This window comes from Lysobacter silvisoli (assembly GCF_003382365.1).
In the GTDB taxonomy this organism is placed as follows: Bacteria; Pseudomonadota; Gammaproteobacteria; order Xanthomonadales; family Xanthomonadaceae; genus Lysobacter; species Lysobacter silvisoli.
This window is the reverse complement of the sequence record NZ_QTSU01000001.1, coordinates 2,081,541-2,103,381: the sequence shown is the minus strand read 5'-3', so window position 1 is coordinate 2,103,381 and position 21,841 is coordinate 2,081,541. Positions and strand designations below refer to the sequence as shown.

Sequence of the window (21,841 nt, the reverse complement as noted above, 5' to 3'; positions counted from 1 at the left end):
CCTCATGGACGCGCAGCGTATGGACGCCTTTCCGCCTGAGCCCGCCGCCGCGCGCAGTCCCGGCGGTCCGCTGGCCGGCGTGCGCGTGCTCGACCTCAGCGCCTACATCGCCGGCCCCTACGGCTGTGCGCTGCTGGCCGACCAGGGCGCGGAGGTGATCAAGATCGAGCCGCCCGACGGCGACAACCTGCGCCAATACCCTTCGACCCTGCCCAGCGAAAGCCGCGCCTTCCTGGGCGTGAACCGCAGCAAGCGCGGCATCGTGCTGGACCTCAAGCAGGCCGCCGACCACGCCGTGCTGCTGCGCCTGGTCCGCGACGCCGACGTGCTGGTGCACAACTTCCGCCCCGGCGTGCCGCCGCGGCTGGGCATCGATTTCGAACGCCTGCAGCTGATCAATCCGCGCCTGATCTATTGCGCGGTGACCGGCTATGGCGAGACCGGCCCGATGAAGGACAAGGCCGGCTACGACCAGGTGCTGCAGACCATGACCGGCATGTGCGCACTGCAGGGACGCCGCGGCGGGCCGCCGGAAATCATTTACGGCTCGGTCGTGGACTACTACACCGCCGCCTTGCTGGCCGCGGGCGTGTCCTCGGCGCTGTACGAACGCGAGCGCAGCGGCCTGGGCCAGTTCGTGGGCGTGTCGCTGCTGCGCAGCGCGCTGACCATGCAATCGGCGCGGATGATCTGGGCCGAAGGCGAGTCGCTGGACATCGGCCGCGACATGCGTTCGGGCGGCGTCACCGGCATCCATCCCACCCGTGACGGCCACATCTACATCTCCGCCAACACCCCGCGCTTCTGGAAGGCGCTGTGCGCCAAGACCGGGTTGGACGCGCTGGCCGCCGATCCGCGCTACGACAGCGTGCGCAAGCGCGCCGAACACGCGGCCGAGATCGTGCCGCGCCTGCACCAGGCGCTGGCGCAACGCGGCGCGCCGGAATGGGAGGCCTTGTTCGGCGACGAGGTGCCGTGCGCGGCCGCGCGCCGCATCGAGGACATGTTCGAGCATCCGCAGGTGCTGGCCGAAGGCATCGTCGGCACGCTGGAGCACCCGCAGGTCGGCCGCTACCGCGCGGTGGCGCAGTCGATCAAATTCGGCCGCACCCCGGGGCCGGCGCCGTTCGCCGCGCCGATGCTGGGGCAGGACACCGAGGCGGTGAAGGCGGCGGTGGCGGCGCGGGACGCGCAGGGCTGAATCTCGCCGCTGGCACGCCTGCGGTGTGAACCCAATCACGATCCGTCGGCCGACTGCGGCCCAGCTCGTGCCATCGGTCTGGTCCGTACCGCGACCGTGCTGTTCAGAATGGCACGCCTTTTCCACTGAGGCGAGGCGCAATCTGCCTTTGCAGACAAGGGTTTGCGTGATCCCCACTGCCTGAACGAGACGGTTTTTGCTGGCCCAATGCCCTGTGTCAGGGCTCGGGTCGCAACCCTAATCGTCTTAACGAAAGTATTAGAATCATGCGGTTGCACGACCCGGTGGCGCAGCAGGCGCGGCCGGGCGGGGCGTGACGGCGGCTTTCAGCTTGGCTGTCGTATCGTCCCGGCGCCCGCCACAAGGAGTGCGGGCCGCGGCGGCGCACGTACGCATGGTTCTTCTTTCAGGGAGTGTCTGAGTGTCTACTTGGTTGGTCACCGGCGGCGCCGGTTTCATTGGCGGTAATTTCGTACTCGAAGCGGTGCAGCGCGGCGTCAAGGTGGTGAACCTGGACGCGCTGACTTACGCCGGCAACCTCGACACCCTGTCCGTGCTGGACGGCGATGCGCGCCACGTGTTCGTGCAGGGCGACATCGGCGACGCCGCGCTGGTCTCGCGCCTGCTCGCCGAGCACCGCCCCGATGCGGTGATCAACTTCGCTGCCGAAAGCCACGTCGACCGTTCCATCGACGGCCCGGCCGCCTTCGTCCACACCAACGTGGTCGGCACGCTGAGCCTGCTGGAATGCAGCCGCGACTACTGGAAGTCGCTGGATGCGCCCGGCCGGGACGCGTTCCGCTTCCTGCACGTGTCCACCGACGAGGTCTACGGCAGCCTCGGCGACAGCGGCAAGTTCAGCGAAACCACGCCCTACGCGCCGAACTCGCCGTACTCGGCATCGAAGGCCGCGTCCGACCATCTGGTCCGCGCCTTCCACCACACCTACGGGCTGCCGGTGCTGACCACCAACTGCTCGAACAACTACGGCCCCTACCAGTTCCCGGAAAAGCTGATCCCGCTGATCATCGCCAAGGCCCTGGCCGGCGAGCCGCTGCCGGTCTACGGCGACGGCCTCAACGTGCGCGACTGGCTGTACGTGGGCGACCACTGCGCCGCGATCCGCCGCGTGCTCGAAGCCGGCCGCCTGGGCGAGACCTACAACGTCGGCGGCGACGCCGAGCGTCAGAACATCGTGGTGGTCAAGACCATCTGCAAGCTGCTGGACGAACGCCGCCCGCTGGCCGACGGCCGCGCGCGCGAATCGCTGATCACCTACGTCAAGGACCGCCCGGGCCACGACCGCCGCTACGCGATCGACGCGTCCAAGCTGCAGGGCGAACTGGGCTGGGCGCCGACCGTGACCTTCGAGCAGGGCATGGCGCGTACCGTGGACTGGTATTTGGAGCACCAGCCTTGGGTGCAACGCGTGCTGGACGGCAGCTACCGTCTCGAGCGCATCGGCCAGGCCTGAGGACTTTCCATGAACCGTAAGGGCATCATCCTGGCCGGCGGCTCCGGCACCCGGCTGTATCCGATCACCCAGGCGATCAGCAAGCAGCTGTTGCCGGTGTACGACAAGCCGATGATCTATTACCCGCTCAGCGTGCTGATGCTGGCGGGCATCCGCGACGTGCTGATCATCAACACCCCGCACGAGCAGGCGCTGTTCCGCCACCTGCTCGGCGACGGCTCGCGCTGGGGCATGAACATCGAGTACGCCGCGCAGCCCAGCCCCGACGGGCTGGCGCAGGCCTTCCTGATCGGCCGCGAGTTCCTCGCCGGCGGCCCCAGCTGCCTGGTGCTGGGCGACAACATCTTCCACGGGCCTGGCCTCACGGCCATGCTCAAGCGCGCCGACGAACGCGAGCAGGGCGCCACGGTGTTCGGCTACTGGGTCAACGATCCCGAGCGCTACGGCGTCGCCGAATTCGACGGCGAAGGCCGGGTGATCGGGCTGGAAGAGAAGCCCGCGCAGCCGCGTTCCAACTACGCGGTCACCGGCCTGTATTTCTACGACGGCCGCGCCAGCGATTTCGCCGCCGAGCTCAAGCCCTCGCCGCGCGGCGAGCTGGAGATCACCGATCTCAACCGGCGTTACCTGGACGAGGGCTCGCTGCACCTGGAGCAGCTCGGCCGCGGCTACGCCTGGCTCGACACCGGCACCCACCAGTCGCTGCTGGAAGCGTCGAACTTCATCGAAACCATCGAGGCGCGCCAGGGCTTGCGCATCTGCTGCCCCGAGGAAATCGCCTGGAATAACGGCTGGATCGACGCCGACCGCCTGACCGAACTGGCCGCGCCGCTGGCCAAGAACGGCTACGGCCAATACTTGCTGGGCCTGGCCAAGCGCGGGTTCGTGCCGTGAAGCTGATCGAAACCGACCTGCCGGGCTGCGTGGTGATCGAACCGCAGGTGTTCGGCGATGCGCGCGGTTACTTCTTCGAGTCGTTCAACCGCGACAAGCTGGCCGCGCACGGCCTGAGCCCTAACTTCGTCCAGGGCAACGTGTCCTCGTCGGCGCGCGGCGTGCTGCGCGGACTGCACTACCAATGGCCCAATCCGCAGGGCAAGTACGTGTCGGTGATCGAGGGCGAGGTCTGGGACGTGGCGGTGGACATCCGTCGCGGTTCGCCGCATTACGGCCGCTGGACCGCGGTGCTGCTCAGCGCCGAGAACAAGCGCCATTTCTGGATACCGGAAGGTTTCGCCCACGGCTTCTGCGTGCTCAGCGAACGCGCGGTGTTCACCTACCTGTGCACCGCCACCTACGACGCCAAGGCCGATGCCGGCATCCGCTGGGACGACCCGGCGCTGGCGATCGACTGGCCGGTCAGCGAGCCTTCGCTGTCGGACAAGGATGCGCGCGCGCCGCTGCTGGCCGAGGTAAGCGAGGACCGCCTGCCGGTATACGCGCCGTGAGGCTGCTGCTGCTCGGCGGCAACGGCCAGGTCGGCCACGAACTGCGCCGCAGCCTGGCGCCGCTGGGCGAGCTGACCGTGACCACGCGCAGCGGCGAGCTGGGCGACGGCAGCGCCTGCGAGCGACTGGATCTGACCGACTTCGACGCGATCGAACCCTTGCTCGCGCGGGTCGCGCCGAACGTGGTGGTCAACGCCACCGCCTACACCGCGGTGGACCGTGCCGAAGACGAGCGCGAGGCCGCGTTCCGCGCCAATGCCGAAGGGCCGGGCCGGCTGGCGCGCGCCTGCGCCGCGCGCGGCGCGGCGCTGCTGCATTACTCCACCGACTACGTTTTCGACGGCAGCGGCACGCGCCCCTACCGCGAGGACGACCCGACCGCGCCGCTGGGCGTATACGGCGCCAGCAAGCTGGCCGGCGAACAGGAAATCGCGGCCAGCGGCGCGCGTCACCTGATCCTGCGCACCGCCTGGGTCTACGCCACCCATGGCGGCAACTTCCTGCGCACCATGCTGCGCCTGGGCGCGGAGCGCGACGAACTGCGCGTGGTCGCCGACCAGCGCGGCTGCCCGACGCCGGCCTGGCTGATCGCCGACGCCAGCGCGCAAATCCTGCGCCAGGGCATCGCCGCGCCGGCGGTGCGCCACCTGGTGGCCGCGGGCGAAACCACCTGGCACGGTTTCGCCGAAGCCATCTTCGACCGCGCCTATGCCTTGGGCCTGATCCCGCGCCGGCCGACGGTGCACCCCATCACCACCGCCGATTACCCCACGTGCGCGCAGCGCCCCGCGTACTCCGTGCTCGACACCGCGCGCCTGCAGGCCGATTACGGCCTGCGTTTCCCCGATTGGCGCGATGCCCTGGACGCAACCCTGGCGCCAGACTCGGCAAAGCCTGGCGCCTGATCCGGTGACGGTAGGGGGCCGGATGCCCCAAACCGTTGGATGAGGTAGGCTAGGCGCGAGCCGTATTTTTCGCGTCGTTTTAGGGGATAACTTCATGAAGAAGCTGCACCTCGCGGTGCTGGGCCTTGCGCTGTGCGCGGCCTCGGCACACGCGGCGGACACGCCTGCGGGCGCGCCCACCATCGCCGATTTCGTCCGCCACCCGACTTACAGCGGCGCCAAGATCTCGCCCACCGGCGAGTACCTGGCGATGACCGTGGACCGCGGCGATCAGGACGTGCTGACCGTGCTGCGCACCAAGGACCTGAGCCTGGTCAAGGTCAACCAGCTGCCCGACGAGAAGAGCGTGGGTCAGTTCGAGTGGGTCAGCCCGGAGCGCCTGATCTTCAATTCGGTGCGCAAGCTGGGCCGCTACGCGCAGCCCTTCGGCACCGGCGAGTGGTACGGCGTCAATGCCGACGGCAGCCAGCCGCGCCCGCTGGTGTTCTACGGCACCCGCGACGCCACCCAGCGCGGCAAGCAGGTCGGCAACGAGCGCTTCCAGCTGCTCGACACCCTGCCCGACGACGACGTCAACGTGATCATGACCGTGACCTCGCCGCGCTCCAGCGAAGGCGTGGGCACCGAGCTGGTGCTGTTCGACACCCTGACCGGCCGGCGCAAGTCGCTGGCGCGCGCGCCGCGCGAGAACTGCGAAATCGCCCTGGACGCCAGCAAGGCGCCGCGCTTCGCGATCTGCTACGACGACGAGGACGCGCAGGGCAATTTCGACAGCCAGAACGAGCTGTACCGCCGCGGCGACGACGGCAAGTGGACCCTGGTCAACAGCTCCAAGAGCTCGGGCAAGCACCTGAGCGTGATCGGCACCTCCACCGATGGCCTGATCTACGCCAACCAGAGCGACGGCAAGAAGCCCGAGGCGCTGGGCACCATCGACCCGGCCACCGGCAACTTCAACACCCTGTTCGAAGACCCGGTCTCCGACCCGGCCGGCTACATCACCTCGGCCGACGGCGAGAACATCCTGGGCGTGATCACCGAGGCCGGAGCGCCGCGCGTGACCATGGTCGACGACAAGCACGCCGATGCCGAGATCTACGCCTCCCTGGCCGGCGCCTTCCCGGGCCAGCTGGTGCGCTTTTCCAGCGCCACCAAGGACGGCAAGAAGATCGTGGTCTCGGTGGTCAGCGACAAGAACCCCGGCGAGCTGTACCTGTACGACCGCGACACCGGCAAGGCCCGCTTTCTGATGCAGGGCCGCAAGTGGCTGGACCCGAAGAAGATGGCCACGGTCAAGCCGTTCTCGCTGACCACGCGCGACGGCTTGAAGATTCACGGCTACCTGACCATCCCCAACGGCTCGGACGGCAAGAACCTGCCGATGATCGTCAACGTCCACGGCGGCCCGATGGGCCCGCGCGACGACTGGGCGTTCAACTGGGAAACCCAGCTGCTGGCCAGCCGCGGCTACCTGGTGATGCAGATCAACTACCGCGGCTCGGGCGGCTTCGGCAAGGCGTTCCAGGACAAGGGTTACGGCACCTGGGGCACCGGCATCATGTACGACATCATCGACGCCACCAAGTGGACCATCGACCAGGGCTACGCCGACGGCAACCGGGTGTGCATCTACGGCGGCAGCTTCGGCGGCTACGCCTCGCTGATGGCGCCGACCATCGACCAGAAGCTGTTCAAGTGCGCGTTCGGCTACGTCGGCGCCTACGACATGGACGTGCAGCTGACCAAGAGCGACACCTCCGAGCGCGAATCGGGCCGCCGCTACATGGCCCGCGCCTTCGGCAAGACCAAGGCCGAGCAGGACGCCATGTCGCCGGTCAAGCACGCCGACAAGTTCAAGATCCCGGTCTACCTGGCCGCCGGCGCCCGCGACCCGCGCTGCCCGCCGGAGAACACCGAGAACATGAACAAGGCCCTGATCGCCGCCGGCAACCCGCCGGAAGGCATGATCATCCAGTCCGGCGAAATGCACGGCTTCTACAAGGAAGAGAACAACCAGCGCCTCTACACCGAGATGCTGAACTTCTTCGACCGCCACATCGGCGGCAAGGTCAACGTGGGCAGCGCGAGCAAGGCGAACTGAGTTTCGCCCGCCCTTGGGAAGCGGTAATCTGCGGCCACCTTCGGGTGGCCGCAGCCGTTTGGGGGGCCTGGGTGCCTTACGGCACGTAAGTAGTGGAGTCAGGGGGAAGAATGAAGAAGTTGGGATGCGCCGCGGCCCTCGCCGCCGGGCTGATGCTGGTTGTGCCCGCGTTGGCGGCGGTCAACGTCGACGCCTACATCAAGAAAGACCAGTTCAACGACGTGAAGCTGTCGCCCAACGGCGACTACCTGGCGGCCACGGTCCCATTCGAGGACAAGACGGCGCTGGCGATCATCCGCCGCTCCGACAACAAGGTCACGGCCAACTTCCGGCTGGAAAAGAACACCCATGTCGCCGGCTTCTGGTGGGTGAGCCCGGAGCGCGTGGTCATCAGCATGTCGCGCAAGATCGGCTCGCTGGACCAGCCGTTGCTGGACGGCAATCTGTACGCGATCAATGCCGACGGTACCCAGCCCGGTCTGCTGGTCGGACAGAGCGTGCAGGGCGCCGGCCTCGGCACCAAGATCCAGCCCAAGAAGGTCGAACAGATCGCGGCCTTCCTGGTCGACGACCTGCCCGCGGACGACAAGAACATCGTGATCTCGGTGTCGCCGTTCACCGACGATCCGTTCACCCGCGCCGACCGGTTGGACGTGATTAGCGGCCGCCGCCAGCAGCTCGCGCGCGCGCCGGTGCGCAACGCCGATTTCGTCACCGACAACCAGGGCGTGGTCCGCTTCGCGCTGGGCTACGGCACCGACAACGTACGCAAGCTGTACTACCGAGCCGGCGACGGCGCCGAGTGGGAGATGATCGGCGCCGAGAACGATCAGGGCCTGGAAATTCCGGTGGGTTTCTCTGCCGACGACAAGACGGCCTATTTCACCGCCGAGCGCAAGAGCGGCCCGGATGCGATCGTGGCCTACGACATCGCCAGCAAGACCCGCAAGGAGATCCTGCGCGACGCCAAGGTCGATCCCAGTGGCTACATCTATCGCAACGGCACGTCGGTGCCGGTGGGCGCGTTCTTCATCGACGGCAAGCGCACTACGCGCTTCTTCGACGACAGCGCGCCGGAGGCCAAGCTCTACCGCAGCCTGGAGGCGGCGTTCGGCGGCGACGCGGTGCGCATCACCTCGAGCAGCAGCGACGGCCGTCTGGCCCTGATCGAAACCTCCAGCGCGCGCAGCCCGGGCGATTTCTTCCTGTTCGACACGGTGGCCAAAAAAGCCAGCCATCTGCTCAGCCGGCGCGATTGGTTCGATCCGGCGGAAATGGCCGACAAGCGCGGCATCGCGCTCAAGGCCCGCGACGGCCTGGAACTACACGGTTATCTGACCGTGCCCAACGGCAGCGCGGGCAAGAACCTGCCGATGGTGGTGCTGCCGCACGGCGGGCCGTTCGGCATCCGCGAGTCCTGGAGCTTCGACGACGATTCGCAGATGCTGGCGGCGGCGGGTTATGCGGTGCTGCAGCTGGATTTCCGCGGCTCCGGCGGCTACGGCCGTGCCTTCACCGACGCCGGCGCGGGCGAGTGGGGCGGCAAGATGCAGGACGATCTGACCGACGCGACCCGCTGGGCGATCCAGCAGGGCGTCGCCGACAAGGATCGCATCTGCATCTACGGCGCCAGCTATGGCGCTTACGCGGCGCTGATGGGCGTGGCCAAGGAGCAGGGCCTGTACAAGTGCGCCGCCGGCTATGTCGGCGTCTACGACTTGCCGGCCATGTTCAAGACCGGCGACATCCAGCGCCGCGGTTCCGGCGAGACCTACCTGCGCGAGTGGATCGGCGATCCGGCCAAGCTCGCCGCGGTATCGCCCAACCGCCTGGCCGACCGGATCAAGGTGCCGGTGTTCCTGGCCGCGGGCGGTGAGGACGAGCGCGCGCCGATCGAGCACAGCAAGGGCATGGAGCGCGCGCTGATCAAGGCCGGCACGCCGGTCGAGACCCTGTACTACGACACCGAGGGCCACGGCTTCTATACCGAGGCGCACCGGCGCGAGTACTACACGCGTTTGCTGGCCTTCCTGAGCCGCCACCTCGGCGGCCAGACCGCGGCGGCGCCGGCGGGCAAACCGGCTGCCGCGAAGTAAGGAACGGGCGAACGGCGCGGAAGCCGGTCGTTCCAGCCAGGTATCGAGTCACGCGAGGGCCGGCTGCGAAGCCGGCCCTCGCGCGTTTTCGTCGCTAGCTGCGTGGCATTGCTTCACGCTGCCAGGGCGGCACCCTGCGGGCTGCCGCCGTCGGCGATCAGGGATTGCAAACGCCGCCTTCGCCCGGCAGTTCGATCGGCTGCTCGGGAATCGGATTGCCGTCGTTCCCGCCCGGCGGCGTGCAGCCGCTGCCGGCGCTGGAAGTCCAGGACGTGCTGCCGGTGGACACCACGGTCGTGCCGTACAAGGTTTCGACGGTGAGCGAGGCCGTGCCTTGTTCCGTATCGACGGTACCGATGTCGGGCAATTCCACGTCGTAGCCGTCTGCCGTCGGGAAGTTGGCCAGCCAGGCGTTGACCGTCGCCGGGTCGGCGACCACCGCCATCGAATCGGCCACCGCGTACTGGAAGGGCGTCGATCCGATCACGCTGCCGCCCTGCTTGACCAGCAAGGTGCCGGTACCGAAGCCGTCGAGCACGGCGGTGCGCTGGCCGGTGATGTCGATCGCGATGTCGGACACGTCGACGCCGCTGCTGCCGCTGAAAGCCGCGAAGCGGTTGCTGCTGGCGCCGCCCTTGCGGGTGAAGGTGATGCTGCCGGTGACGGTGGTGGTTTCGCTATGGCCCGTTGGGCCGTCCACTTCCTGGCGGGTCACGCCGACCGTGCCGGATACGTCGCACCCGGTAAGGCTGCCGCAGACCGCCAGTGCGGCCACGATGATGCGCAGTTGCATGTTTCCTCCTTGAGTTCCCCTGAATCCATAAGACGCCGGCCGGCGGCCGGCGCTTCGAGCTTAGGCACGGGTCGAACGGCGAGCCAAGTGCACGGCAAATCCTCGCGGGCATAGGAAGGGTGACCGCGAGCACAAACCGGCCGCAGGAGACCACGCAAAAAGAAAGGGCGCCGCAAGGCGCCCTTTCTCTGTTCGACGGTGCCGGGCCTCACTTCACCCCGTGCATCCACCGGCGCAGCAACGGCGAGATCAGGAAGTACAGCACGCCCGAGCCGATGCCGATCCACATCATCAGCTGGAACAACTCGCCGTACTTGGCGCTGGCCACGGCGAAATCGACCGCGGCGCCCTCGGGCAGGTCCAGCGAGGCCAGCTTGCCGAACTGCGCGGCCAGCACTTCCGAGTAGGCCGTGGCCAGCCAGAAGCCGCCCATCATCAGGCCGACCACGCGCGCCACCGACAGCTGGGTGACCGCGGACAGGCCGATCGGCGACAGGCACATCTCGCCGACCTCGAGCACGAAGTAGGCCAGCACCAGCCACCACACGCTGGCCATCGCGCCACCGGCGGTGGCCTGCGCGGCCAGCATCAGCGGCACGAAGGCCAGGCCCGCCACGATCAGGCCGATGGCGATCTTGGCCGGCTTGCTGGGATTGAGCCCGCGCCGCTCCAGCCACGGCCACAGCCAGGCGAAGATCGGCGACAGCACGATGATGAAGAACGAACCCAGGAAGGTCAGCGAACCGGCGGTCTGCGGCTTGAGCACCACGTCGTGGAAGCAGGCCACGGCCAGGCCCAGGCCCAGCAGCACGACCATGGTCCGGGCCAGGCCGGCGTTGCCGCGATCGCTGGCCTTGAGCGCGGCGATCATCAGGAACGGGCTGGCCGCCAGCAGGAACAGCGACCACGGCAGGGCGCTGGCGCTGACTCCGCTGAGGCTGGGGAACATGTCCTTGGTCAGCAGGCGGTCGCTGAAGGTGATCCAGCTGCCGTAGGTCTGCTCGTACAGGGTGAAGAACACCAGCACGCCGATGATCATCAGCAGCAGCGAGATCATCTGTTCGCGCTGCACCTTGTCGCATTGGGTGACCAGGAAGTACACGAACCACAGGCCGAAGCCGGCGGCGATCAGGTGCATGGCGCCGTGCACGGTGTCGGTGCGCTGGATCAGCAGCCAGACCACGGCCACGCCGGCGAACGAGCCCAGGTAGATCCACCACTCGCGCGGCAGGCCGGCGATGCGCTCGCGCAGCAGCGCGGGGTTGGCCGGTTCGGCATGGCCGTGCAGGTACTTCTGGCCCCAGATGAACATGATCAGGCCGGCCACCATGCCCACGCCGGCGGCGCCGAAGCCGTACTTCCAGCCGTAGGTCTCGCCCAGGAACGCGCAGATCAGGCTGGCGAACATCGCGCCCACGTTGATGCCGGCGTAGAACAGGGTGAAGCCCGAATCGCGGCGCGGGTCGTTCTCGGGGTAGAGCTTGCCGACGATGGTGGAGATGTTGGGCTTGAGGAAGCCCACGCCCATGATGATCAGCGCCAGCGACAGGTAGAAGATCTGCAGCGCGCCCTCGTCGCGCTGGACCGTACCGTCGGCCAGGCGGGTGGCGGCGTGACCCTCGAAGGCCATGCCCAAATGGCCCAGCACCAGCAGCACGCCGCCCAGCACCACCGCTTTGCGCATGCCCAGGTAGCGGTCGGCGAGCAGGCCGCCGATCACCGGCATGGCGTAGACCAGGCCGCCGTAGGCGCCGAGCAGGTCGTAGCCGGCGTCGTCGGTGAACAGGTGGTACTTCAGCAGGTACAGCAGCAGCAGCGCCTTCATGCCGTAGAAGGAGAAGCGCTCCCACATTTCGGTGAAGAAGCAGACGTACAGGCCCTTGGGATGGCCGAAGAACTCGCCGGAAGCCGGCGATGATGCGGTAGCGGGTACGGTCACTACGGGGCTCCGGAAGGAGGGCTTTCGGGACAATCGACGGAGTATAGCGGCGCCGGCGCGGCCGCCGGCCCCGGCGCGGGGATGACCGCCGGCCTTTGCGGGCGCGCCGCCCGGCCCCTACCATCGGCGTTTTGGTCCCGCCCGGAGCTCCTATGAACCTGCGTCACGCCGTCCTGCCGCTGCTGATCGCGGCCGCGCTGCCCGCCGCCGCCGATGCGCGCGGCCTGGAAGCGCGCGATCTGGCCACCCTGGACCGCGTGTCCTCGCCGACCCTGTCGCCGGACGGCCGCCGCCTGGTGTTCGCCAAGCGCAAGGTCGATTTCGCCGCCAACAAGTCCGCCACCGGCCTGTACGTGGAAGACCTGTTCGCGCGCGACGCGGCGCCGCCGCAGCCGCTGACCCCGGCCGGCTGGAGCGTGAATTCGCCGGCCTTCTCGCCCGACGGCCGCACCGTGTACTTCCTCAGCGCCAAGTCCGGCAGCCAGCAGCTGTACTCGATCCCGGCCACCGGCGGCACGCCCAAGCAGCTGACCGCCTTCGCCGCCGACGTGGGCGGCTACCAGCTCTCGCCCGACGGCAAGCGCGTGGCCTTCAACGCCGAGGCCTTCGCCGACTGCGCGGCCGACCTGTCCTGCAGCAAGAAGCGCATGGACGAGCGCGGCGCGAGCAAGGCCACCGGCGTGGTCTTCGACCGCATGTTCATCCGCCACTGGGATGCCTGGAACGACGGCCGCCTGAATCGTTTGTTCGTGGCCACCCTGCCCAGCGCCAACAAGCAGGGCGTGGTCAAGCCGGTGGCCAGCGCCATCCTGGTCGGCGCCGACATCGTCGGCGACGTGCCCTCGCGCCCGTTCGGCGACAGCGGCGAATACACCTGGGCGCCGGACGGCGAGACCCTGGTGGTCGGCGCGCGCCAGGCCGATGCCAAGGAACCCTGGTCGACCAACTTCGACCTGTACCGCGTGCGCGCCGACGGCAGCGGCGCGGCGCAGAACCTCACCGCCGCCAACCCCGCCTGGGACGCCGGCCCGGTGTTCAGTCAGGACGGCAAGACCCTGTACTACCGCGCGATGAAGCGCCCGGGCTTCGAGGCCGACCGCTTCGGCCTGATGGCGCTGGACCTGGCCAGCGGCCAGCGCCGCGAGATCGCGCCCAAGTGGGATCGCTCGGCCGAGGGCATCCTGCTGTCCAAGGACGGCAAGACGATCTACACCACGGCGCAGGAACTGGGCCAGCTGCCGCTGTTCGGCATCGGCGTCGACGACGGCAGCGTGACCCGCCTGATCGGCGACGGCAGCGTGTCCTCGGTGACCCGCGCCGGCCCGACCCTGGCCTTCACCCGCAACAGCCTCAAGAGCGGCGATCAGATCTTCGTCGGCGGCATCGACGGCGCGCCGGAGCGCGCGATCACGCCCAGCGCCGGCGAAATGCTCAAGGACGTGAGTTTCGGCGAGTACGAGCAGTTCTCGTTCAAGGGCTGGAACGGCGACACCGTGTACGGCTACGTGGTCAAGCCCTGGAACTACCAGGAAGGGCAGAAGTATCCGGTGGCGTTCCTGATCCACGGCGGCCCGCAGGGCAGCTTCGGCGATGGCTGGAGCTACCGCTGGAACCCGCAGACCTACGCGGGCCAGGGCTATGCGGTGGTGATGATCGACTTCCACGGTTCCACCGGCTACGGCCAGGCCTTCACCGACGCGATCAGCCAGCATTGGGGCGACCGCCCGCTGGAAGACCTGCAGAAGGGCTGGGCCGCGGCGCAGAAGAAGTATTCCTTCCTCAACGGCGACAAGGCCTGCGCGCTGGGCGCGTCCTACGGCGGCTTCATGGTCAACTGGATCGCCGGCAACTGGAACCAGCCCTGGAAGTGTCTGGTCAACCACGACGGCGTTTTCGACCAGCGCATGATGGGCTACGCCACCGAGGAGCTGTGGTTCACCGAGTGGGAGCAGGGCGGCACGCCCTACGCGGTGCCGAAGAACTACGAGCGCTTCAACCCGGTCAACTACGTGGACAAGTGGCGCGTGCCGATGCTGGTGGTGCACGGCCAGCAGGACTTCCGCATTCCGGTCGAGCAGGGCATCGCCGCGTTCACCGCGCTGCAGCGCCAGGGCATCGAGTCCAAGTTCCTGTATTTCCCCGACGAGAACCACTGGGTGCTCAAGCCGCAGAACAGCGTGCTGTGGCACGACACGGTCAACGGCTGGTTGAAGCAGCATATTGGACAGTAAGCGGTGGTCCTGAGGGGCCGCCGCCGACATGCAAAGGGCCGCCTCATGGGCGGCCCTTTGCTTTTAGCTCCCTCCTTTGAAAAAGGAGGGTTGGGGAGGATTTGCTTTCAGGTCGCAATGGCGTGGCGCGCAGCAAAGCAAATCCCCCTCAATCCCCCTTTTCCAAAGGGGGAGGCAAAAGCGCATCAACAACAGCGCGACCGGCCCTTGCCGTAACGCGCCATCATGCGCTCGTGGAAGAACGCGTCCCGATCCATCGGCGGTAGCTCCGGATGGGTGCGGCGCATGTGTTCCACGTATACGTCGTAATCGGGGATGCCGATGGCCAGGCGCGCGGTCTGCGCGGCCGCGCGCCACCACGCGCGCAAGCCGCGAACCGTCAGCGCGGCCGCTTCAGCGAGCCAGCGTTTCCAGCGCGACATAGTCGCTCTCCTTGGCGGTGGCGACCGGATTGCGTCGCGCCGCGAACGCCGCGCGCAGGCCGAAGAACACCGTGGCGATCACCACCGCCACGAACAGCGCGGTCAGGCCGGCGTCGACGTAGTTGTTGAACACCACCCGCTGCATTTCCTCCACCGACTTGGCCGGCGCCAGCACCTCGCCGCGCGCGGCCGCGTCGGCGAACTTGCGCGCATTGGCGATGAAGCCGATCTTGGGGTTGGGATCGAACAGCTTCTGCCAGCCCGCGGTCAGCGTGCATACCAGCAGCCAGGCGGTGGGGATCAGCGGGATCCACAGGTACTTCTCGCGCTTCATCTTCACCATCACCACGGTGCAGAACACCAGCGCCATGCCCGCCAGCATCTGGTTGGCGATGCCGAACAGCGGCCACAGGGTGTTGATGCCGCCCAGCGGATCGACCACGCCCTGGTACAGGAAGTAGCCCCACATGGCCACCGCCAGCAAGGTGCTGCCGATATTGGCCACCCAGCTGTCGGTGCGCTGGAACGGTGCGTAGGCCAGGCCGATCAGTTCCTGGATCATGAAGCGGGCCACGCGCGTGCCGGCGTCGATCGTGGTCAGGATGAACAGCGCTTCGAACAGGATCGCGTAGTGGTACCAGAACGCCATCATGCCGTCGCCCGGAATCAGCCCGTGCAGGATCTGGGCCATGCCCACCGCCAGCGTCGGCGCGCCGCCGGTGCGCGAGAGGATGGTGCTCTCGCCGATCTCCTTGGCGGTCATGGTCAGCATGTCCGGGGTGACGACGAAGCCCCAGTTGGAGATCGCGGTGGCCGCGGACTCGGCGGTGGTGCCGATCAGCGCGGCCGGCGCGTTCATCGCGAAGTACACGCCCGGCTGCAGCACGCAGGCGGCGATCAGCGCCATGATCGCGACGAAGGCCTCCATCAGCATGCCGCCGTAGCCGACCAGGCGCACGTCGGCTTCGCTGGAGATCATCTTGGGCGTGGTGCCGGAGGAAATCAGCGAGTGGAAGCCCGACACCGCGCCGCAGGCGATGGTGATGAACAGGAACGGGAACAGCTTGCCCGAGAACACCGGACCGGTGCCGTCGACGAAGGGCGTGATGGCCGGCATCTGCAGATGCGGCGCGGCGATCACGATGGCCAGCGCCAGCACCAGCACGGTGCCGATCTTGAGGAAGGTGGACAGGTAGTCGCGCGGCGCCAGCAGGAACCACACCGGCAGCACCGAGGCGATGAAGCCGTAGCCGATCATCAGCCAGGCCAGGGTGGTGCCCTTGAGGTGGAAGACCTCGCCCCAGGTCGGGTGCGCGGCGACCTGGCCGCCCAGCCAGATCGCCAGCAGCAGCAGGACGAAGCCGATGATCGAGACCTCCAGGATGCGGCCCGGGCGGAAGTAGCGCAGGTACACGCCCATCAGGATCGCGATGGGAATGGTCATGGCCACGGTGAAGGTGCCCCAGGGGCTTTCCGCCAGCGCCTTGACCACGACCAGCGCCAGCACCGCCAGCAGGATCACCATGATCATCAGGATGCCGATCATCGAGATCACGCCCGCGGCCGGGCCCATCTCGGCGCGGATCATCTCGCCCAGCGAGCGGCCGTCGCGGCGGGTGGAGAAGAACAGCACCAGCATGTCCTGGACCGCGCCGGCCATGACCACGCCGAACAGGATCCACAAGGTGCCGGGCAGGTAACCCATCTGCGCGGCCAGCACCGGGCCCACCAGCGGGCCGGCACCGGCGATCGCGGCGAAGTGGTGGCCGAACACCACGCTCTTCTCGGTGGGCACGTAGTCCAGGCCGTCGTTGCGGCGCCAGGCCGGGGTGGCGCGGCGGCCGTCGACCATCAGCGCGCGCTGGGCGATGTAGCGCCCGTAGAAGCGGTAGGCCACGGTGAAGGTGCACACCGCCGCGACCACCAGCCACATCGCGCTGATCGACTCGCCGCGGTTCAGCGCGATCGTTCCCAGGCAGAACGCCGCCAACACCGCGAGCAGGCCCCAACCGAGCCAGGACAGACCTTTCATGACGCGCCTCCGTATGGACCGTAGCAGCGTCGCCCCTGGGTCCGCCCGGGGTCAATGCGCAGCGCCGCATAGCGGCTAGTACTTTGGTCGTACGGTGTGGTGCCTGGGGCTGTTCAGCAGGGCGGACGGCCGCGCTTTGCTGTCTCTGCGGGAGCGGCATGAGCCGCGATCTAGTCCCGAGGTTCCATCGCGACTCACGTCGCTCCCACAGAAGGCGGACATGCCCTGCTGTGGGGTAGGAGCGGCGTCAGCCGCGACCGTGATCTTGGGGGGCGTCGGCACGCGCCTGGGTCGACGTTCTCGCCAACGCCTGAACATGTGCGTGCATCGTGCCCATCCTGCACACGCCGGCCCGCGTATTGCCGCGGTCGCGGCTTGCGCCGCTCCTACCCCAAAGCGGGCTGCGTGCGTGGCGGCTACAGCCACTTCGCCCGGCGCAGGAAGCCGAACAGCACCACGCAGACTCACGTCGCTCCCACGGAAGGCGGACAAGCCGTGCTGTGGGGTAGGAGCGGCGTGAGCCGCGACCGTGATCTTGGGGGCGTCGGCACGCGCCTGGGTCGACGTTCTCGCCGGCGCCTGAGCATGTAAGTGCATCGTGCCTATCCGGCACACGCCGGCTTGCGTATTTGCGCGGTCGCGGCTGGCGCCGCTCCTCCCCAAAGCGGGCTGCGTCGCGGCTACAGCCACTTCGCCCGGCGCAGGAAGCCGAACAGCACCACGCAGACGGTGATGGTGGCGCCGATCATGATCCAGTAGCTGTGCTCGCCCGCCAGTTCCGGCATGTGCTTGAAGTTCATGCCGTACCAACTGGCGATCAGGGTCGGCGCGGCCAGCAGCGCGGCCCAGCCGGCCAGGCGCTTGACCACCTCGCCCTGGCGGATGGTCACCAGCGACAGGTTCACGCTCATCGCCGCGGTCAGCATTTCGCGCAGGGTGTCGGTGGTTTCGTTGATGCGCACGGCGTGGTCGAGCACGTCGCGGAAGTAGAGCTGGCTTTCCTCGTCGATCAGCGAACTGCGCGAGCGCGCCAGCTGGCCCAGGATGTCCTGCAGCGGCGCCACCGCCATGCGCAGCCGGGTCAGCTCGCGCTTGAGGTCGTACAGCTTCTCCACCGTGCCCTTGCGGAAGTCCTCGGCGAACACGTCCTTTTCCAGGGCGTTGAGCTCCTGGCTGAACTCGTCGACGATCGGGGTGAAGTTGTCCACCACCATGTCCAGCACCACGTACAGCGCCGAGGCCGGTCCGTGGCGCAGTTCCTCGGACTCGCGCTCCAGGCGCGTGCGCGCGGCGGCGTAGCTGCTGGACGCGCCGTGACGCACGGTCACCAGGTAGCGCGGGCCAACGAACAGGTGGGTCTCGCCGAAGCGGATGTGGCTGTCCACGGTCTGCGCGGTGTGGACCACGATGAACAGCGAATTGCCGTAGCTTTCGATCTTGGGCCGCTGGTGCGCGTTATGCGCGTCCTCGATGGCCAGATCGTGCAGGCAGAACTCTTCCTGCAATTTTTCCAGGATGCCCTCGTCGGGCTCGTACAGGCCAACCCAGACGAAGCTGCCGTCGTCGACCGCGAGCACGTCGCTGATCCGGTCCAGGCTGATGTCGCGGCGCACGCCGTTGCGGTCGTAGGCGGCGCAGTTGATCACGCACTGGGGCAGGCTGGGATCCTTCATTGCGCGCATCGTGCCCGTGCGCGCCCGTCGCGGCAAGCCGCAGCGGGCATTCAGCGCTTGCGCAGGCCCAGCAGCAGGCCCAGGTGCAGCGGCAGCATCAGCGCGATCCAGTGCGCGTTGCGCTGCGGCTGGGTCGGCAGGCCGTGCAGGAACAGCGCCAGCACCGCGCAGGCGGCCACCGTCAGCAGCAGCCGCTGGAACCAGGGGCCGGCCTCGCGGCCGCGCAGGATGCGCCAGCCGCCCAGCCACAGCAGCCAGCACAGCGGGTTGAACAACAGCAGGTTCTGGTTGCCCCAGCCATAGGTGTGGCCGGTGCCGAACCAGATGAACAGCATCAGCGCGGCCAGGATGCCGCACAGGGTCCACAGCGCCAGCGCCAGCGCCGCGAGCACGCGCGGACGGCGCCGGCCCAGGCCGGCCAGGGCCAAGCCCAGGACCACGCCGAAGGCGGCCCAGCGCACCCAGTTGCGCCGCGTTTCGGCCGGCTCGGGGGCGATGCGGTGGGGCAGGATCTCCTGCTCCGACAGCACCAGCGGCCGCCCCTGGGTGTTCTTGACTTCGCGCAGCGCCGCGGCCAGGCGCATGGGCACGTAGGCCTCGCCCCAGACCGGCAGCGGCTTGTCGGCCGCCGCGCCCAGGCCGATGTCGAAGCCCAGCCACATCCACGGCGCCGGCGAGGCCAGCCGCACCGCTTCGCCGCGCAGGGTGTTGCCGCGCGAACGGCCTTCGATCTGCCGGCGCAGCGCTCCGCCCAGGGCGCGGTCGATGGCGTCGCGCACGCGGGTGGAGCAGTTGTCGTCGAAGTACTGGTAGCGGTAATAGGCGTTCTCGGGCTTGGCGTTCTCGGCCAGCGACGCGGCCAGCGTGCGCGCCTGATCGTCGTCCAGGTCCAGCCACTGGATCGACACGCCGCGGCCTTCCTCGCGGTACAGCGCCAGGTCCTGCTCGAACGGCAGCGCAGCCAGGCGGTAGCGCATGTCGTTGCGCATGAAGCGGCCGACGAAGTCCGGTTCCTCGGGATCGAAGAAGCCGAAGTTGTAGGAGATGGCCGCGCCGGTGCCCGGGTCCAGCACCACCAGGGCGTCGTGTCCGAAGCGTTCCCAGAAGATCTCGCCGGGCTGCATGGTGGCCACGCCGATGCGCGGGACGGTGGTGGCGGGCGCCGCGCTCGCAGACGGCGTTTGCGCGGGCGCGGCGGTACCCGTCGTATCGGCTGACGCGGTTTGCGCGGTCTGCGCTGCGGCCAGGGCAGGCGCGGTCAGGAAGGCGAGGGCGGCACACAGCCACAGCGCGAGCAGGACGGCGGAGCGGGGCGTGGCACGGCGGATCGGATTCAAGGCGGGCGGCCGGTCTTGGGGACGGGCCATTCTAAGCGGCGGCCGGATGACGGCACATGCGTGGGGTGTGGCGACAGCAGGCGCGGCGCTCGGCCTCGATGGCCATGCGCTGGCGCTCGAGGCTGGGCAGCGTATCGGGCAGGCGATCGCGGCTTACGCCGCTCCTACCCCAGGGACGGCGCCGCTCAGTCGGCGCTGAGCACGCCGACGTGGAAGGCGTGCACGCGGCGCGCGTCGGCGCTGGCCACGCGGAACACGAAGCGGCCCAGGGTCAGTTCCTCGCCGGCTTCGGGCAGATGGCCGATGGCCGCGGTGACCAGGCCGCCGATGGTGTCGTACTCGTCGTCGTCGAAGTCGGCGCCGAAGCGCTCGTTGAAGTCGGCGATGGGGGTCAGCGCGTCCACCACGTACTGGCCGTCGGCCTGCGCGGCGATCAGCGCGTTGGGGTCTTCGGCGTCGTCGTGCTCGTCGTCGATCTCGCCGACGATCTGCTCCAGCACGTCCTCGATGGTCAGCAGGCCGGCCACGCCGCCGTGCTCGTCGATGACGATGGCCATGTGGTTGCGCGACTGGCGGAACTCGCGCAGCAACACGTCCAGGCGCTTGGATTCGGGGATCAGCACCGCCGGGCGCAGCAGCTCGTGGATGCTGCCGGGGCCGTTGTCGGCGACCACCCCGCGCAGCAGGTCCTTGGCCAGCAGCACGCCCAGGATCTCGTCCTTGTCGTCGCCGTGTACCGGGAAGCGCGAATGGCCGGACTCGACCACGCGCTTCATCAGGTCCAGGAACTTGCCGTCGGCCGGCAACACCACCATCTGCGAGCGCGGGATCATCACGTCGCCCACGGTCAGGTCCGACACCGCGATGGCGCCTTCCATCATGCGCAGGGTGTCTGCGGCGATCAGGCCGTCGGCCTGGGCGTCGCGCAGCAGTTCGACCAGGTCTTCCCGAGTGGTGGGCTCGCCGGAGAGCGCCGAGCTGATCCGCTCCAGCCAGGAGCGCCGTTTCTCGGGTTGTTCGGTGTGGTTACTACTGTCGTCCTCGGACATTCGATGCATGCTAAGCGCCCCTCGGGGGAGGGGCGAGGCGGCCAGTCTAACCCGGAACCCCGTATGGAAGGCCGCGGAAGGGGCCGCCCAGAGGCGTCTGGGCGCCGTTCGGCGGCCATCGCCGCTCCCCGCAGGCGTGAGCGCGGCCTAGCGGCGCTGCGCCGCCGCGCCGGCTCAGGCGTCCTCGCAACTCCGGCGCTGGTCCGGGCTCGGCGGCGCCAGCCGGAAGCGGCCGGCGTTGGACAGGACCAGCGATCCGGCCTCGCCGCCGCCTTCGGCGCAGACCGTGAAGGTGAGGTTGCTGCCTTCGTTGCCGCCGTCGGTCTGGAACACCACGCGGCGGCGGCCATCGGTGCTGCGCAGGCGCAGCCCGCGCAACGGCGGCGTGCGCTGTACCAACACGTCCGCGCGGCTGTAGCTGCGGTCGCCGTCGACGTCGGCGTAGACCATCCAGCCCCGGCTCCAGTCCGCGTTGTCGGCGCAACCCTCGCCCGCCAAGGGGCATAGCACCGTCGCGCAGCCGCCACCGACGGCGGTGCGGGCGGAGGTCATGAAACTCTCGCTCATCGCCATCTGCACCTGGCCGATGCGCGCGCGTTGCAGGCTGCGGGCGAAGGTGGGCACGGCCAACGCGATCAGCGTGGCGGCCAGGAACAGCGCGATGACGGCTTCGATCAGGGTGATTCCACGCGTCCGATGCATGGCGTACTCCGTTGCGGGCAGGCGGCCAGTGTCATCCGGCCGCGGTGCGCTGGCCGTAGGAAAACAACGCGCGCCTGTGTCGGGAAACGCCGCGGAACGCCGTTGCGGCATCGCGGGGCGGCCATCGAGTGGGCGTGACGATGACGGCCGATAGTCTGCATGCGCTCCTGTCGGACAAAACGAAGCCATCCGTGGCCTTGCGCGCGCCGCAAAACCGAATGCAGCACGCTTCGATCACAACGAACGCGTACCGGATATGCCTATGGCATCCATATGCCAGACCACAGGGCACCGATCAGGCACTGAAAGTAGGAAAACCACGGAAAAATCCGTGTCTTGTGCGCTTTTGTGCAGTGAATTACAGCAAGCGTCATCAACTAAAGTGAGGCGCATTCCGCTCGTCCCGTATCGAGCGCCATTCGTCCGCATAAACATGCG

At 68.3% G+C, this 21,841-nt stretch carries 16 protein-coding genes; 8 read left to right on the top strand and 8 right to left on the bottom strand.

The genetic code is table 11. The features are described from left to right. Window positions 1-4: 4 nt before the first annotated feature. The 7 genes from DX914_RS09320 (at window position 5) to DX914_RS09290 (ending at window position 9,225) form a co-directional block, all read left to right on the top strand. Complete coding sequence (locus tag DX914_RS09320) at window positions 5-1,201, top strand: CaiB/BaiF CoA transferase family protein (protein ID WP_231118186.1); 1,197 nt, start codon at window positions 5-7, stop codon at window positions 1,199-1,201. Between the two features lie 421 nt (window positions 1,202-1,622). Beyond that, window positions 1,623-2,675: a dTDP-glucose 4,6-dehydratase gene (rfbB, locus tag DX914_RS09315; protein ID WP_115858704.1), complete on the top strand. Its 1,053-nt coding sequence runs from the start codon at window positions 1,623-1,625 to the stop codon at window positions 2,673-2,675. A 9-nt stretch (window positions 2,676-2,684) separates the two neighbouring features. Continuing rightward, window positions 2,685-3,569 carry a glucose-1-phosphate thymidylyltransferase RfbA gene (gene rfbA / locus DX914_RS09310; RefSeq protein WP_115858703.1) on the top strand — a complete coding sequence of 295 codons (885 nt, stop codon included), beginning with the start codon at window positions 2,685-2,687 and terminating at the stop codon, window positions 3,567-3,569. Further along, window positions 3,566-4,123, top strand: coding sequence for a dTDP-4-dehydrorhamnose 3,5-epimerase (gene rfbC / locus DX914_RS09305; RefSeq protein WP_115858702.1), 558 nt, complete (start codon window positions 3,566-3,568; stop codon window positions 4,121-4,123). Before rfbA ends, rfbC begins: the two co-directional genes overlap by 4 nt. Beyond that, on the top strand, window positions 4,120-5,028 hold the full coding sequence (rfbD, locus tag DX914_RS09300) for a dTDP-4-dehydrorhamnose reductase (protein WP_115858701.1): 909 nt from the start codon (window positions 4,120-4,122) through the stop codon (window positions 5,026-5,028). The genes rfbC and rfbD overlap by 4 nt, the downstream gene beginning before the upstream one ends. 94 nt (window positions 5,029-5,122) lie before the next feature. After that, on the top strand, window positions 5,123-7,129 hold the full coding sequence (locus DX914_RS09295; RefSeq protein ID WP_115858700.1) for an alpha/beta hydrolase family protein: 2,007 nt from the start codon (window positions 5,123-5,125) through the stop codon (window positions 7,127-7,129). 368 nt (window positions 7,130-7,497) lie between these two features. Then, on the top strand, window positions 7,498-9,225 hold the full coding sequence (locus DX914_RS09290; protein ID WP_231118185.1) for an alpha/beta hydrolase family protein: 1,728 nt from the start codon (window positions 7,498-7,500) through the stop codon (window positions 9,223-9,225). A 157-nt stretch (window positions 9,226-9,382) separates the two neighbouring features. On the opposite strand, the gene DX914_RS09285 is transcribed toward DX914_RS09290, so the two are convergent. Together DX914_RS09285 and DX914_RS09280 are read right to left on the bottom strand one after the other, a co-directional pair. Continuing rightward, the gene (locus DX914_RS09285) at window positions 9,383-10,018 is read right to left on the bottom strand and encodes a hypothetical protein (protein WP_115858698.1); all 636 of its coding nucleotides are present in this window, start codon (window positions 10,016-10,018) and stop codon (window positions 9,383-9,385) included. Window positions 10,019-10,226: 208 nt separating this feature from the next. After that, a complete protein-coding gene (locus DX914_RS09280; RefSeq protein WP_231118184.1) occupies window positions 10,227-11,957 on the bottom strand; it encodes a peptide MFS transporter in 1,731 nt (576 codons plus the stop codon). Between the two features lie 152 nt (window positions 11,958-12,109). Here DX914_RS09280 and DX914_RS09275 point away from each other — a divergent pair, with 152 nt between their 5' ends. Next, the gene (locus tag DX914_RS09275) at window positions 12,110-14,188 is read left to right on the top strand and encodes a S9 family peptidase (protein WP_115858697.1); all 2,079 of its coding nucleotides are present in this window, start codon (window positions 12,110-12,112) and stop codon (window positions 14,186-14,188) included. A 185-nt stretch (window positions 14,189-14,373) separates the two neighbouring features. On the opposite strand, the gene DX914_RS09270 is transcribed toward DX914_RS09275, so the two are convergent. From DX914_RS09270 to DX914_RS09245, 6 genes are all read right to left on the bottom strand, one after another. Further along, complete coding sequence (locus tag DX914_RS09270) at window positions 14,374-14,610, bottom strand: YbdD/YjiX family protein (RefSeq protein ID WP_115858696.1); 237 nt, start codon at window positions 14,608-14,610, stop codon at window positions 14,374-14,376. Next, window positions 14,582-16,642 (bottom strand): carbon starvation CstA family protein, encoded by a 2,061-nt coding sequence (locus DX914_RS09265; protein WP_115858695.1) that lies wholly within the window; start codon window positions 16,640-16,642, stop codon window positions 14,582-14,584. Before DX914_RS09265 ends, DX914_RS09270 begins: the two co-directional genes overlap by 29 nt. A 680-nt stretch (window positions 16,643-17,322) precedes the next feature. Continuing rightward, a complete protein-coding gene (corA, locus tag DX914_RS09260; protein ID WP_115858694.1) occupies window positions 17,323-18,324 on the bottom strand; it encodes a magnesium/cobalt transporter CorA in 1,002 nt (333 codons plus the stop codon). 41 nt (window positions 18,325-18,365) lie between these two features. After that, a complete protein-coding gene (locus DX914_RS09255) occupies window positions 18,366-19,652 on the bottom strand; it encodes a lipoprotein N-acyltransferase Lnb domain-containing protein (protein WP_425480676.1) in 1,287 nt (428 codons plus the stop codon). A 185-nt stretch (window positions 19,653-19,837) separates the two neighbouring features. Beyond that, window positions 19,838-20,701, bottom strand: coding sequence for a CorC family transporter (locus DX914_RS09250; RefSeq protein ID WP_115858692.1), 864 nt, complete (start codon window positions 20,699-20,701; stop codon window positions 19,838-19,840). A 174-nt stretch (window positions 20,702-20,875) separates the two neighbouring features. Beyond that, window positions 20,876-21,403 carry a GspH/FimT family pseudopilin gene (locus DX914_RS09245; RefSeq protein WP_158549226.1) on the bottom strand — a complete coding sequence of 176 codons (528 nt, stop codon included), beginning with the start codon at window positions 21,401-21,403 and terminating at the stop codon, window positions 20,876-20,878. Window positions 21,404-21,841 lie beyond the last annotated feature (438 nt).

Coding starts and splice junctions, on each gene's coding strand:
- DX914_RS09320 (WP_231118186.1), top strand. CDS start 5: ATGGACGCGCAGCGTATGGACGCCTTTCCGCCTGAGCCCGCCGCCGCG.
- rfbA (WP_115858703.1), top strand. CDS start 2,685: ATGAACCGTAAGGGCATCATCCTGGCCGGCGGCTCCGGCACCCGGCTG.
- DX914_RS09295 (WP_115858700.1), top strand. CDS start 5,123: ATGAAGAAGCTGCACCTCGCGGTGCTGGGCCTTGCGCTGTGCGCGGCC.
- DX914_RS09285 (WP_115858698.1), bottom strand. CDS start 10,018: ATGCAACTGCGCATCATCGTGGCCGCACTGGCGGTCTGCGGCAGCCTT.
- DX914_RS09275 (WP_115858697.1), top strand. CDS start 12,110: ATGAACCTGCGTCACGCCGTCCTGCCGCTGCTGATCGCGGCCGCGCTG.
- DX914_RS09270 (WP_115858696.1), bottom strand. CDS start 14,610: ATGTCGCGCTGGAAACGCTGGCTCGCTGAAGCGGCCGCGCTGACGGTT.
- DX914_RS09265 (WP_115858695.1), bottom strand. CDS start 16,642: ATGAAAGGTCTGTCCTGGCTCGGTTGGGGCCTGCTCGCGGTGTTGGCG.
- corA (WP_115858694.1), bottom strand. CDS start 18,324: ATGCGCGCAATGAAGGATCCCAGCCTGCCCCAGTGCGTGATCAACTGC.
- DX914_RS09250 (WP_115858692.1), bottom strand. CDS start 20,701: ATGTCCGAGGACGACAGTAGTAACCACACCGAACAACCCGAGAAACGG.
- DX914_RS09245 (WP_158549226.1), bottom strand. CDS start 21,403: ATGCATCGGACGCGTGGAATCACCCTGATCGAAGCCGTCATCGCGCTG.